The sequence below is a fragment of the Nocardia sp. NPDC052254 genome (assembly GCF_040679495.1).
Classification (GTDB): domain Bacteria; phylum Actinomycetota; class Actinomycetes; order Mycobacteriales; family Mycobacteriaceae; genus Nocardia.
Genome location: NZ_JBFAUW010000010.1, coordinates 229,064 through 241,243 on the forward strand (window position 1 = coordinate 229,064; position 12,180 = coordinate 241,243).

A 12,180-nucleotide genomic window follows, 5' to 3' on the forward strand; every position below is an offset into this window, starting at 1 on the left:
GGGGATGACGGAGCGACGGGCGCGCGGCACCAGTCCGGCAGGACGTGGTGGCCGCCGCTCGTCGCGGTCGGCCAGGCCCGAACGGGCGGCCGGTGGCGCCGGTCGCACCGGGGCCGGTAAACGCGCCGCCCAGCGCCGGACCGCCACGAGATCCGAACCCGGTCCCGCCCGCTCGAGGCGGAACACGTCCGGCAAGGCGTCCGAGCGCCGGATTCTCGGCCTGTCCACGGGCCGCGCGGTCATCCTGGCCGCGGTCCTCTGCGCGCTCGCGCTGACGCTGGCGGTGCCGATGCGTACCTATTTCAGCCAGCGGTCGGAAGCGGCGCAGCTGGCCTCGCAACGGCACGACCTGGAGAACGATCTGGCGCGACTGCGTGATCGCCGGGCGCAGCAACAGGATCCGGCCTACATCCGTTCCGAGGCGCGCGATCGTCTGCGACTCGTCATGCCCGGGGACACGGCCTATATCGTGCAGGTCCCCGGTATCGAACAACCCGCGGTGCCGGTGCCGACCACCAAGGCCGCGCGCCCCGACCCCTGGTACACCCAGCTGTACCGCAGTATGTCCGATCCACAACCACGCCCGGCCGCGACCTCGCCCGCCCCGCCGCCGAGCCCGGCGCCACCCCCGCCCAGCCCCGAAGGAGAACCCCGGTGACCGATCCCGCTACGTCCCAGCCACCGTCCGGAGGCGGGCGTGACGACGGGAACCGTGATTCTCCCGCTGCGGCGGATCTGGAGATCGTGGCGCGCCAGCTCGGCCGGGAGCCGCGCGGGGTGCTCGCGATCGCCTACCGCACGCCCGACGGCCTGCCGGCGGTGGTGAAGACCGCGCCGCGACTGCCCGACGGCACCCCGTTCCCGACCCTGTACTACCTCACCGACCCGCGGCTCACCGCCGAGGCGAGCCGGCAGGAGGCCGCCGGGTTGATGCGCGGGATGACCGAACGCCTGTCCGCCGATCCCGAACTCGCCGCCGCCTATCGCGTCGCGCACGAGAGCTATCTGGCCGAGCGCGACGAGATCGAGTCGCTGGGAACGGATTTCAGTGGTGGCGGGATGCCGGAGCGGGTCAAATGCCTGCATGTGCTGATCGCGCATTCGCTCGCGAAGGGGCCCGGACTGAATCCACTCGGTGACGAAGCGGTCGCGCTGGCCGCCGACACCGGGCTGCGCGGCACCGCGATTCCGCGGGATTGGCCGAAATACGATCAGTACCAACCGAATACAGGGAGGGTCGATGAGTGACCGGGTCGCCGCGGTCGACTGCGGCACCAATTCCATCCGTCTCCTGATCGCCGATGTCGGCACGGACGGCCACCTCACCGATGTGCATCGCGAGATGCGGATCGTGCGGCTGGGCAAGGGTGTCGACGCCACCGGCGAACTGAATCCGGAGGCGATCGAGCGCACTCGCGTCGCCCTGCACGACTATGTGGATCGTATGGTCGAGACCGGGGTCGGCCGGGTGCGGATGGTGGCCACCAGCGCCACCCGCGATGCCCGCAATCGCGAGGATTTCTTCACCATGACCGGGGTCGAGCTGGGCCGGGTCGTGCCCGGTGCGCAGGCCGAGGTCATCACCGGCGACGAGGAGGCCCGGCTGTCGTTCGCCGGTGCCGTCGGCGAATTGTCCGGCGCCGAGGGGCCATTCGTGGTCGTCGATCTCGGTGGCGGTTCCACCGAGGTGGTGCTCGGCGACGGGAACGGTGTGCAGGCGGCCTATTCGGCCGACATCGGCTGTGTGCGGATCACCGAACGTTGCCTGCACGGCAATCCGCCCACCGACGAGGAGGTCGCCTCGGCCCGCTTCTTCGCCTCCCAGCGGCTGGCGCAGTCGTTCGGGGTGGTGCCGGTGGAGCGCGCACGGACCTGGGTCGGCGTGGCCGGCACCATGACCACGATCGCCGCGGTCGCACTCGACCTGCCCGAATACGATTCCGACCGGGTCCATCTGACCCGGCTGTCGCTCGACGAGGTCCGTACGGTCTGCCACCGGCTGATCGCGATGGATCACGACCAGCGCGCCGCCCTGGGGCCGGTCCACCCGGGCCGGGTCGATGTCATCGGTGGCGGTGCGGTGGTCACCGAGGTGCTCGCCGACGAGCTGGCCCGCCGGGCGGGGATCACCGAACTGGTGGTCAGCGAACACGACATCCTCGACGGGATCGCGCTGTCGATCGCCTGAGGGCTCGTCGTCCGGGTGAGGTTCGGCCCACCCGGGCGACATCGGCGAGTCATGGCCGCGTTATCCGTGATCATGACGGCGAGTTGCCGGACAATTGCATCCCATGAGCACGGTGGAACCCGTCCCGGGGGCGCAGGCAGCGCCGGATCCCGCGGCGCGCACGATCTTCGGCCATCCGATCGGGCTGGTCAATCTCTTCGGAGTCGAGCTGTGGGAGCGGTTTTCGTTCTACGGCATGCTCACCATCCTCGGCTACTACCTGTACTACTCGCTGACCGACGGCGGGCTCGGGCTGGAGAAGTCGACCGCCACCGGGATCGTCGGCGCCTACGGCGGACTGGTGTATCTGTCCGCCGTGCTCGGCGGCTGGCTGGCCGACCGGCTGCTGGGGATGGAGCGGACCGTCTTCTACGGCGGTGTGGTCGTGATGCTCGGCCACATCGCGCTGGCGCTGCTGCCCGGATTGACCGGTGTCGGAGTGGGTTTGGTGCTGATCGCCCTCGGCTCCGGTGCGCTCAAGGCCAATGCCTCGTCGCTGCTGGGCACCCTCTACGACAAGGGTGACCCGCGCGCGGACGGCGGATTCACCCTGTTCTATCTGGGTGTCAATCTCGGTGCGTTCGTCGGTCCGCTGATCACCGGACTGCTGCAGACCCATGTCGGTTTCCACTTCGGATTCGGCGCCGCGGCCATCGGAATGGCGCTCGGTCTGACCCAGTACGTGATCTTCCGCCGCAATCTGGGTACCCACGGGCGGGAGGTTCCGAACCCGTTGCCGCGCGGGCAGATCGGGCGGGTGATCGTATTCGTGCTGGTGGTGGCGGTCGTCGTCGCCCTCGCGTTGTGGACCGGGGTGGTCCGGTTGTCGAATCTGTCGTGGGTCACGACCGGCGTGATCGCGGTGGTATCGATATTCTATTTCGGATTGATGTTGACCAGTCCGAAAGTGGTTGCGGTGGAACGTGTCCGGGTGCGGGCCTTCATACCGCTGTTCATCGCCAACGCGGTGTTCTGGTCGCTGTTCCAGCAGATCTTCACGGTGCTGGCGGTGTACTCCGACGAGCGGATGAACTGGACCCTGTTCGGCTGGACCGCGCCGTCGAGCTGGGTCGGTTCGGCGGAACCGGTGTGGGTGATCCTGTTGTCGCCGCTGTTCGCCCTGATGTGGACCCGGCTGGGCTCCAGGGCTCCCACCACACCGCGCAAGTTCGCCTACGGCGTGATGGGGATGGGCGCGTCGTTCCTGCTGTTCGTCCCGCTGGCCGGATTCAGCGGCAAGACCGTCCCCGCCGTGCTGATCTTCGTCATCCTCGCGGGCTTCGCCGTCTCCGAGCTGCTGCTGTCTCCCATCGGCCTCGCGGTGACCACCCAGCTCGCGCCCGAGGCCTTCCGCGCCCAGATGATGGCCCTGTACTTCTTCTCCGTCGGCATCGGCACATCGATGTCCGGAGTGCTGTCGGAGTTCTACGACACCAGCCACGAGGTCGCCTACTTCGGTATCACCGGCCTGGTGGCGATCGCGGTCGGAATCGTCGTGTACTTTTTGGCTCCGCAGGTCAGCCGCCTGATGGAAGGCGTGCACTGAGCAAATCCCCGGACAATTCCGAGACGGACGTACGACTTAGGTACGCTATCCCGGCGCCCCCGTAGCCCAATTGGCAGAGGCAGCGGACTTAAAATCCGCACAGTGTCGGTTCGAGTCCGACCGGGGGCACTACGACGCTGCTGGCGGACCGGGAGTTTCGTCGGTGTCCGGGCGCATTCGGCCGTCCCGGTCCGCAGTTCGTCCGCAGTCGCGTCCCTCATTTCCCGGCCAGTGCTTCCCGGCGGATCCACCGGAACAGAGTGGGATTGTCGGTGGTGGTGATGACGCCGACGGTGGCGCGGACGTAGCGGTCGTCGTTGAGCATGGCCAGCATGCTCGCGGCCAGGTCGGTGCGGGAGGTGTACATGCCGTCGGCGTGGCCCTCGACGATGGTGTAGTCGGTGACCTCCGGCAGGTGGTACAAGGCGCTCGGGCGCACGATCGTCCAGTTCAGATCACCCGCGCGCAACAGGTCTTCCATCCGCCGCATATCGGCGTACAACTCCTTGCCTGCCACCTGGGTCAGGAAGGGCACGAACACTCGATTGAACAGGAATCCGCCGTCGGAATACGGCTGCGGGTCGACCCCGCTCGAGCTGACCACGGCGATCCGGCGGAGCCCGTGTCGGTGCATCGCGGCGGCGATATTGGCCACGCCCTGCGAGTAGGTGTTCACCTCTTTCGCGGGCGGCACCCCGAGGGTGGACAGCACCGCGTCCCGCCCCGCCACCGCGCCGTCGACAGCCGCCGGATCGAGCACATCGGCGCCGATCACCTCGAGCCGATCATGGTGCAGTGGAAAGGAATCCGGCCGCCGGGTGACTGCGGCGACTTGATGACCGGCGGCCAACGCCTGTTCGGTGAGCAGGCGGCCGGTGGGGCCGTTGGCTCCGAAAATTGTGATGCGCATGGTTACTCCCGAATCTGTTTTCCATGGATGAGTAACCACAAGACGCCGCCGGCCGCACGTCTGTGACAGCTGCGGAGGGTCCGGGCGCACGCGGTTCGGCGCATTGCGAGTCGATCCGCGAGCTCGCCCGGCACCGGATAGGGGTCCTCCGCTGGTAGCAGCTCCCGCGCCCGGTCGACATCGTCCTCGCGCACGAGTCTCCGCGCCCGGGCATCCTTCCATCGAAATATGGCGCCGCCGGGTACTCACCTGTGCGTTACTTCTCTGGGGCTCCTCCTGTGGGAGGAGACCGGTCGCGCATTTCCTTCGCCGGGATGAAGTGTTGCAGCACAGTGTTTTTCGATAATCGTTGCCATGATCGGGAAACTGAATCGAGACGGCGATCGTGGGCGATCGATACGGGAGCGGGTGGTGGCAGGCGCCGTTGTCGCGGTCGCGATGGTGCCCTCCGCCGGGGTGGCGCACGCGATGGTGAACGGTGTGCCGGTCGCCGATGCGGAGACGGCGCGGTGGGTCGCGACCATCGATCCGGTCGGCAACGGGTCGTTGTTCGATACGGCGCAATGCGGCGGGGCACTGGTGCGTCCGGATCGCGTGGTCACCGCGGCACACTGTGTCGACTCCGTCGATCCGGGCCGGATGAAGATCCACATCGACGCTCGGGTGCTGTCGAAGCAGCCGGGGATCGAGCGTGCGGTGCGGGGTATCGCCGTATTGCCCGGGTACGCGCTGCGGCCCTCACCCGCCGACCCGGACGACGTCGATCTCGACAGCGCCAGTGACGATCTGGCGGTGATCGCGCTGGATCGGCCCGTCGAGGACGTCCCGGTGTTGCCGATCGCCGCGGCCGGGCCGGTGCCCGGCACGGCGGTGTCGTTCTTCGCGCACGGCAACACCGGCAAAGCTGTCGGCTTCGAGGACCCGGAGTACCGCAACGATGCCTTGTATCGAGGTGATTTCACCGCCATGTCGCACGCCGACTGCGTCGCGGGGTTGTCACCGGCGGTCGACGAGCGGTCGGTGATGTGTGTGCAGGACACGTCCGCGCGTCCGGTCGCGAGTTGCTTCCGGGACAGCGGCAGTCCGGCGGTCGTCGATGTGGCGGGCCGGCCGGAATTGGTGGGGCTGTTCAGTTTCGGTGGTGAGATCGTCGGCAAGGGGTGCGGGCCGGCTCCGCAGGGCTTCGCCGATCCGACCGCATTCCGGGACTGGATTCTCGGGCCGCTCGACGCGTGGGAGCCCTATCCCACCGCTGTGCCCGTCGTCCGTCGCACCGACGGATCGCTGCATTGCGATCCACCACGCTGGGACGAGGTTCGTGGCGGGCGGCCGGACAACGTCGCGACCGGATGGGCGAATCGCACCTGGATGGGGCAGCTACCCATCGTGGCTCCGATCGCGGGCGCCGATACCGCGGATCTGGCGATCGCCGATGCGGCGCGCCGGCCCGGCGACGCGGTGTGTGTGGTGACCGCGAAGAATGCGGGCGGTGTGATCCGGACGGTATCCGAGGGTGTCGATGTCCACGCCTGATCGCACGGCCGCCGGCATCGATCGAGGCGCCACTACCATTGCCCTGCAACCTCTTACGACCGAAACGGGGTGGACGATGGTCGGCGCCGCGTTCCGTGCCGTGCCCCGCACGGATATCGCCCTGGGCGTCGTCGCACTGATGTTCGCCGGACTGTACTGGGTGATCGCGATCGTCGGAAAGGGCGGTCATCCGGTCGAGTACTTCACTGTCGCCGCGCTGTGCACGGGCGTGGCGCTGACCGTATTCTTCCGCCGGATCCGAGTGGTCCCGGCCTTCGTGGTCACCTGTGTTCTCTTCGGCGCCATGGCGATCACGGCCCAGCTGTCACCGGTCTACCTGAGCATTCCGCTGACCCTGATCTTCGCCCCGGTCTCGCTGATGGCGGTCACCGAATACGCGCGGTCCTGGTGGTGGGGTCCGGTCGCGCTGTCGGTCGGGATAGTGGGCAGCCTGGGCAGTCCGGCGGTGCGGGCCGAGAATTTCCGCTGGTCGATGGAGTACCACATCGTGGCGCTCGTGGTGGCCTATCTGTGGGCGAGCCGTCGGCGGGCGACCCGGGCCGCGCATGAACGTGCGCTGGTGGCGGCGCGAACCTCCGAACGCAACCGGATCGCCGCCGAACTGCACGATGTCCTCGGCCACACCCTGGCCGCCGTACGGGCACAGGCCGGTGCGGGCCTCGTGATCGCCGAGCGGCGTGGTGAATCGACCGCCGAGGTGCTGCGCACGGTCGCCGAGATATCCAAGGACGCCCTGGGCGATGTCCGCCATCTCGTCGGCGTGCTCCGTGACGGTCACGGTGGTGAGTGGGCGGGATTCGAGAACATCGCATCGGCGGACTCGTTCGCCGACCTGCGCGACACCGTCCGCCGCGCTCGTGCCGCGGGCATCGTCGTCGATGAGGAGTTGCCGTCCGACGACACCCTGGCCGATTGGCAGCGAACCTGGCCCGCGGCGACCCGGCTCGCCGTGCTGCGGGTGGTACGCGAGGCGGTCACCAATGTCATGAAACACGGCGGGCCCGATGCGCGCATGCGGCTGACGGTGACCGGAGAATCCGGCGGCTGTGTGGTGGTCGTGGAGAACACCGGCGTCGTTCCCCGCGATCTCGAATCGGGCCGCGGCCTGGCCGGACTCCGTGAGCGAATGTCCTCGGTCGGCGGCATGCTGGAGGTTGCCGTCACCACGACGGGCGTCCGGCTGACGGCGCGAATGCCGATCGGCACAGCGGGGGAATGAGAATCGAGCTGTGAGTACGGCGTCCGGCCGGTGCGACTCGGCCATCCACGCGGAACACCTGCCGGACCGTCACGATCGATCCGGTGGTGTGCGCCGAGCCGATGTCTCAGCGCACCAGCCCCGCCGCATGGGCGAGCACAACCAGCGCGACCCGGTCCCGGCAGTCGAGTTTGGTCAGCAGATTGCGCACATGTGTCTTGACCGTCGTCTCCGCGATACCGAGCTGTCCGGCGATCTCGGAGTTGGTGTGCCCGGTGGCGATCGAGCCCAGCACATCGAGTTCACGGGGACTGAGCCGGGCGAGTGTCCGGTGCGTAGCGGTGTCCGGTGGCGGTTGATCGGGCGGAGTGCGTCCACGCCGGTAGGCGTCGAACAGGTGGGTGGTGGCGGTCGGGGAGATCACCGCGCCGCCCGTGTGGACCGCGCGAATGGCGGCGAGCAGTTCGGTCGGCTCGCAATCCTTGAGCAGGAAGCCGGCCGCTCCCGCCGCCACCGCCTCCACCACATACGAATCGACGTTGAACGTGGTGAGCACGATGACCCGGGGCCGTGGTCCGGCGTGGGTGATCGCGCGGGTCGCCGCCAGTCCGTCCATATCCGGCATGCGGATATCGAGCAGCAGCACATCCAGCGGCTGGGTGCGACACAGCCGCACCGCGTCCCGGCCGGTCCGGCCGCCGTCGAGGACCCGGAAATCCGGTTCGTCGGACAGCAGCATCTCGAACGCCGACGCCACCAGCGGCTGATCGTCCACCACCGCTACATTGATCGGAGTCACCGCGCCCCCTCGCCATCTCGTCCGGAAACCCCGATCGCCAGTAGTACACCAACACAACCACGTTCGGCCATGCCGGCGTGTCCTCTCGCGTTTGAAAAGGTTTGATTGCATTTGCATTAATGCGATCCGACCGATGGGTGTGTATCGGATACGGTGATGCCGCGAAGGTTGCCCTCCCTGGGAGCGGATACGTCAACCTTCGTGGTGAGTGGTTCGACGGTGTCCCACCCCGTGCATGGAGCCGTCCCGGGGTGGGACACTCATGTGGTGCGGTCCGGCTGGACCGTCGTCGACGAGAGACGGGAGGCGGGGCGCGAATACGGCGCTACCGCATGTGATTTCGGACCGCATCGGGATGTGGGCGATGTGGTCGTGCTCGACCCCGCGGGTGATCCGTCTCGCGCCGGAAACCCGGCGATGTCCACGGCGGCATCACTGCGCACGGGTGTCGAGTGCCAGCGCCTCCCATTCGTCGATGGCGGTCAGCTGGTCTCGTAGTTTGGCGCGGATGCGGGTGACGGCCTCGGGGCCGAGGGGAAGGCGGAGCGGCGGCTCGGGCGCGTCGACCACCGCGATGATCGCCGCCGCGGCCTTGTCCGGATCGTTGGGCTGTCTGCCGTCCTGCTGCGAGAACCGTGCGCGTAGATCGCCGCCGGGGGTGCCGGAGTAGGCCGGATTCGGTTCGGTCGTGTGGATCGACCGACCGGCGAAATCGGTTCGGAACGGGCCGGGCTCGACGATCGTCACGTGGATTCCGAAGCCGGCGATCTCACCGGCGAGCGCCTCCGACATCCCTTCCAGCGCGAACTTGGATGTCGCGTAGGCGGCATGTCCGGGGTTTCCCACAACACCGCCGACCGAGGAGAGCTGCACGATGTGCCCGCCGCGCTGCTGCCGCAAATGGGGCAGAGCCGCCCGCGTCACCCGCCACGCTCCGAGCAGATTCGTCTCCAGCAGGGCGCGCAACTCGTCGTCGGTGACCTCCTCGGTGACCCCGAGCAGGCCGTGCCCGGCATTGTTGACCACGACGTCGATACGCCCGTGCTCGCGGACCGTCCGTGCCACCACCTCGCGCACCTGATCATCGTCGGTGACGTCGAGGCGATCGTGGTGGGTGAAGTCGGCGACGCTCGCGATATCGCGAGCGGTGGCGACGACCGTGTCGCCACGCTTCGCCGCCGCGGTGGCCAGGGCGCGGCCGAATCCGGTGCTCGCGCCGGTGATGAGCCATACCTTCGACAAGGCAACCTCCAAAGTATCTTGATATTCAAGACAATAGTACCTTGAGGGTCAAGATATAAACTGACCCGATGGATTCGGTTGCGCGAGATATCGGTACGTGGATGGCGCAGATGCCCGCCGCCGACCGGGATGTCGAGGAGTTGCGTCAGCGAGTGGGCAGGCTGTCCCGGTTGTTCGATCGGGTGCTGGATCAGATCGCCGCCGCCCGGGAGATCAGCCGCGCGGACTGGACCGCGTTGTCGGTGATCATTCGCGGTGACGGGTGCACGCCCACCGAACTCGCGCGGGAACTGGGGCTGACCTCGGGGACGGTCAGCACGCGCATCAAACGCCTCACCGAGGCGGGCCTCATCACGGGTGAGGGTGGCGCCGCGGATGCCAGAAGCCGCCCCGTCCGGGCCACCTCGGCGGGACACGAACTCTGGGCGAGTGCCACCGCTGATCGCACCCGTCGCGAAACCGCCCTGGTACGAGCGATTTTCGATGACGACGGCCTCGCCGAGATCAATACCCGGCTCGCCGTACTGCTCGCGGCGCTGGAACACGATCTCGGATCCGGCCCCAGACACGATGTGCCGGGGGAGGCAGCGTCGAGGCCCTGATCGCCCGGCAGCCGCGCAGTCCGAACGCCTGCGCCATCCGACGCACCCAGCGCGAATCGCGGTGGGATCATCGCGAGCGCGGCGGTCTCAGGGCGTGCCGACACCTGTGAGCGCCGCGCGCTCGGCGACTGCCCGGGCCTGCCTGGCCACCGCCTCGTCGATCAGGAAGCCCCGATCATCCAGGGCAACACCGGATTCGGCGGCATCGAGGGCATCGAGGACGGCACGGGCCGCGGCCACATCCGCCGGTGCCGGGGTGAATACCGTCCGTGCCGGTTCGAGCTGAGCGGGATGGATGCATACCCGCCCCACGAAGCCGAGATCGGCCAGTTTGCCCGTATCGGAACGGAATTCATCCAGGTCACGGAAGTTTCGCGAGACCGCTGCCGGCGGCGGGGCGATACCGGCGGCCACACTCGCGGCCACGATCCGGCTGCGGGCGAACAACAGCGCGGTGTCCGCACGCTCGGCGGCCACCCCCAGATCGCTCGCCAGATCGACCTCACCGAGTTGCAGGAAACTCATGCGCGGGGCGCGGGCGATGGGCAGCGCGTCGAAAACCCCGGCGGCCGTTTCGATCAGCGCGGAGAGCTCGGCCTCCGGACAGGCGCTGCGGGCGAGCAGCCGGTCCGCACGCTCCACCTCGGCCGCGGAGCCGACCTTGGGCAGCCAGATCCCGGTGAGCCGGGGATGGGCCACGGCACGAATATCGTTGTCCTGCAGCGCTCCCGGATTGACCCGCACCCAGACCTGAACCCGGCCGGGATCGGTCGCCGCGATCCAGGAGGCCACGGCGGCGCGGGCCTCGTCCTTGCGGTCGAGAGCCACGGCGTCCTCGAGGTCCAGGACGATCGCGTCGGCGCCGGAGCTCAGCGCCTTGTCGAACCGCCGCGGCACATCGCCGGGAACATAGAGGTAGGTCAGCGGCCTCACCCGACCACTCCGGTACCGGCCACCAGTGCCTTCGCGATGATGGTGCGCATGATGTCGTTGGTGCCCTCGCCGATCGCCATGAGCGGTGCGTCCCGGTAGAGGCGCTCGACCACGAATTCGGTCGAGTAGCCGTATCCGCCGTGGATGCGCATCGACTCCAGGCTGGCGTTGATCGCGGTCTCGGAGGCGAAGTACTTCGCCATCCCCGCCTCCATATCGACTCGCTTACCCGAATCGGCTTGTGAGGCGGCCCAGTAGGTCATCAGGCGGGCGGCCTGCAGTTGTGTCGCGATATCGGCGATCTTGAGCTGGATGGCCTGGAAATCCGCGATCGGCTGCCCGAAGGCGGTGCGTTCGGAGGCATAGGCCAGCGCCGCGTCGTAGGCGGCCTGCGCGATACCGACACTGCGACCCGCGATATTGAGCCGGCCGATCTCCAGCCCGGACAGCGCCTGCTGCAGCCCCCGGCCCTCGACACCGCCGAGCAGCGCCGTCGCCGGGACGCGGACATCGTCGAGCCGGATCTCGCAGGATTCGGTGCCTTTGTAACCGAGTTTGCCGAGGTCTCGCTGCACCTCGAAGCCGTCGGTCGTGGTGTCGATGAGCAGGATGCTCATCCCCTTGTGCGGCGGGGTCGCGGTGGGGTCCGTCTTGACCAGTACCGGAAGGATATTCGCGTGGCGGGCATTGGTGATCCAGGTCTTCGCGCCGTTGACGATGTAGTGATCACCGTCGCGGCGGGCGGTGGTCCGGATGCCCTGCAGATCGGTGCCCGCGCTGGGCTCGGTGAGTCCGATACCGGTACGCCAGGTGCCGGTGGCCAGCTTCGGCAGCAGTTCCCGCTTCTGTTCCGGTGTGCCGTGCTTGCTGATCATCCAGCAGGACAGATTGTGGCTCCCGACGATTCCGGCGATGCCCATCCAGCCGCGTGCCAGTTCCTCGTAGACGAGCGTGAACGACACCTTGTCCAGATCGATCCCGCCGTACTCCTCCGGTGTGGTGATACCGAACAGGCCCATCGCCTTCATGTGCTCGACGATTTCGGTGGGGTAGCGGCCGCTGCGCTCCCATTCGGCCGCGACCGGCACGATCTCCTTGTCGACGAAGTGGCGCAATGCTTTTCGGAAGTCGAGCTGCTGCTCGTCGAAGGTGAAATCCATGATGTCGCT

The 12,180-nt window shown here is 68.0% G+C and carries 12 protein-coding genes and 1 tRNA gene; 8 read left to right on the top strand and 5 right to left on the bottom strand.

What is annotated here, in order from left to right; translation table 11 throughout:
* Positions 1–4: 4 nt before the first annotated feature.
* The 5 genes from AB0L57_RS24290 to AB0L57_RS24310 all read left to right on the top strand — a co-directional run bounded on the left by AB0L57_RS24290 (position 5) and on the right by AB0L57_RS24310 (position 3,902).
* On the top strand, positions 5–658 hold the full coding sequence (locus tag AB0L57_RS24290; RefSeq protein WP_364966296.1) for a septum formation initiator family protein: 654 nt from the start codon (positions 5–7) through the stop codon (positions 656–658).
* Between the two features lie 77 nt (positions 659–735).
* The gene (locus AB0L57_RS24295) at positions 736–1,248 is read left to right on the top strand and encodes a DUF501 domain-containing protein (protein WP_364966528.1); all 513 of its coding nucleotides are present in this window, start codon (positions 736–738) and stop codon (positions 1,246–1,248) included.
* The gene (locus tag AB0L57_RS24300) at positions 1,241–2,188 is read left to right on the top strand and encodes a Ppx/GppA phosphatase family protein (protein ID WP_364966298.1); all 948 of its coding nucleotides are present in this window, start codon (positions 1,241–1,243) and stop codon (positions 2,186–2,188) included. The genes AB0L57_RS24295 and AB0L57_RS24300 overlap by 8 nt, the downstream gene beginning before the upstream one ends.
* A gap of 103 nt (positions 2,189–2,291) precedes the next feature.
* Positions 2,292–3,773, top strand: coding sequence for an oligopeptide:H+ symporter (locus tag AB0L57_RS24305; protein WP_364966300.1), 1,482 nt, complete (start codon positions 2,292–2,294; stop codon positions 3,771–3,773).
* Positions 3,774–3,828: 55 nt separating this feature from the next.
* Positions 3,829–3,902 (top strand) — tRNA-Leu (locus AB0L57_RS24310).
* Positions 3,903–3,990: 88 nt separating this feature from the next.
* Here the strand turns inward: AB0L57_RS24310 and AB0L57_RS24315 are convergent.
* Positions 3,991–4,683, bottom strand: a complete 693-nt coding sequence (locus tag AB0L57_RS24315; protein ID WP_364966303.1) for an NAD(P)H-binding protein — start codon at positions 4,681–4,683, stop codon at positions 3,991–3,993.
* A 354-nt stretch (positions 4,684–5,037) separates the two neighbouring features.
* On the opposite strand from AB0L57_RS24315, the gene AB0L57_RS24320 reads away from it, so the two are divergent.
* Both AB0L57_RS24320 and AB0L57_RS24325 read left to right on the top strand, forming a co-directional pair.
* Positions 5,038–6,216 (top strand): trypsin-like serine protease, encoded by a 1,179-nt coding sequence (locus AB0L57_RS24320; protein ID WP_364966305.1) that lies wholly within the window; start codon positions 5,038–5,040, stop codon positions 6,214–6,216.
* Positions 6,217–6,292: 76 nt separating this feature from the next.
* Positions 6,293–7,456, top strand: coding sequence for a histidine kinase (locus tag AB0L57_RS24325; protein WP_364966308.1), 1,164 nt, complete (start codon positions 6,293–6,295; stop codon positions 7,454–7,456).
* A gap of 106 nt (positions 7,457–7,562) precedes the next feature.
* Here AB0L57_RS24325 and AB0L57_RS24330 read toward each other — a convergent pair whose 3' ends face one another.
* Both AB0L57_RS24330 and AB0L57_RS24335 read right to left on the bottom strand, forming a co-directional pair.
* Entirely contained in the window at positions 7,563–8,234 is a 672-nt protein-coding gene (locus tag AB0L57_RS24330; RefSeq protein ID WP_364966310.1) for a response regulator transcription factor, read from the bottom strand.
* Between the two features lie 432 nt (positions 8,235–8,666).
* Positions 8,667–9,476: an oxidoreductase gene (locus AB0L57_RS24335; protein WP_364966313.1), complete on the bottom strand. Its 810-nt coding sequence runs from the start codon at positions 9,474–9,476 to the stop codon at positions 8,667–8,669.
* Positions 9,477–9,544: 68 nt separating this feature from the next.
* On the opposite strand from AB0L57_RS24335, the gene AB0L57_RS24340 reads away from it, so the two are divergent.
* Positions 9,545–10,078, top strand: a complete 534-nt coding sequence (locus tag AB0L57_RS24340) for a MarR family winged helix-turn-helix transcriptional regulator (RefSeq protein WP_364966315.1) — start codon at positions 9,545–9,547, stop codon at positions 10,076–10,078.
* 87 nt (positions 10,079–10,165) lie between these two features.
* On the opposite strand, the gene AB0L57_RS24345 is transcribed toward AB0L57_RS24340, so the two are convergent.
* Together AB0L57_RS24345 and AB0L57_RS24350 are read right to left on the bottom strand one after the other, a co-directional pair.
* On the bottom strand, positions 10,166–11,011 hold the full coding sequence (locus AB0L57_RS24345) for an aldolase/citrate lyase family protein (protein ID WP_364966317.1): 846 nt from the start codon (positions 11,009–11,011) through the stop codon (positions 10,166–10,168).
* Complete coding sequence (locus tag AB0L57_RS24350; RefSeq protein ID WP_364966320.1) at positions 11,008–12,171, bottom strand: acyl-CoA dehydrogenase family protein; 1,164 nt, start codon at positions 12,169–12,171, stop codon at positions 11,008–11,010. Before AB0L57_RS24350 ends, AB0L57_RS24345 begins: the two co-directional genes overlap by 4 nt.
* Positions 12,172–12,180 lie beyond the last annotated feature (9 nt).

Bases quoted from the DNA above. Each gene is read 5' to 3' on its own strand.
- AB0L57_RS24290 (WP_364966296.1), top strand. From the start codon at position 5: ATGACGGAGCGACGGGCGCGCGGCACCAGTCCGGCAGGACGTGGTGGC.
- AB0L57_RS24300 (WP_364966298.1), top strand. From the start codon at position 1,241: ATGAGTGACCGGGTCGCCGCGGTCGACTGCGGCACCAATTCCATCCGT.
- AB0L57_RS24305 (WP_364966300.1), top strand. From the start codon at position 2,292: ATGAGCACGGTGGAACCCGTCCCGGGGGCGCAGGCAGCGCCGGATCCC.
- AB0L57_RS24315 (WP_364966303.1), bottom strand. From the start codon at position 4,683: ATGCGCATCACAATTTTCGGAGCCAACGGCCCCACCGGCCGCCTGCTC.
- AB0L57_RS24320 (WP_364966305.1), top strand. From the start codon at position 5,038: ATGATCGGGAAACTGAATCGAGACGGCGATCGTGGGCGATCGATACGG.
- AB0L57_RS24325 (WP_364966308.1), top strand. From the start codon at position 6,293: ATGGTCGGCGCCGCGTTCCGTGCCGTGCCCCGCACGGATATCGCCCTG.
- AB0L57_RS24340 (WP_364966315.1), top strand. From the start codon at position 9,545: ATGGATTCGGTTGCGCGAGATATCGGTACGTGGATGGCGCAGATGCCC.
- AB0L57_RS24350 (WP_364966320.1), bottom strand. From the start codon at position 12,171: ATGGATTTCACCTTCGACGAGCAGCAGCTCGACTTCCGAAAAGCATTG.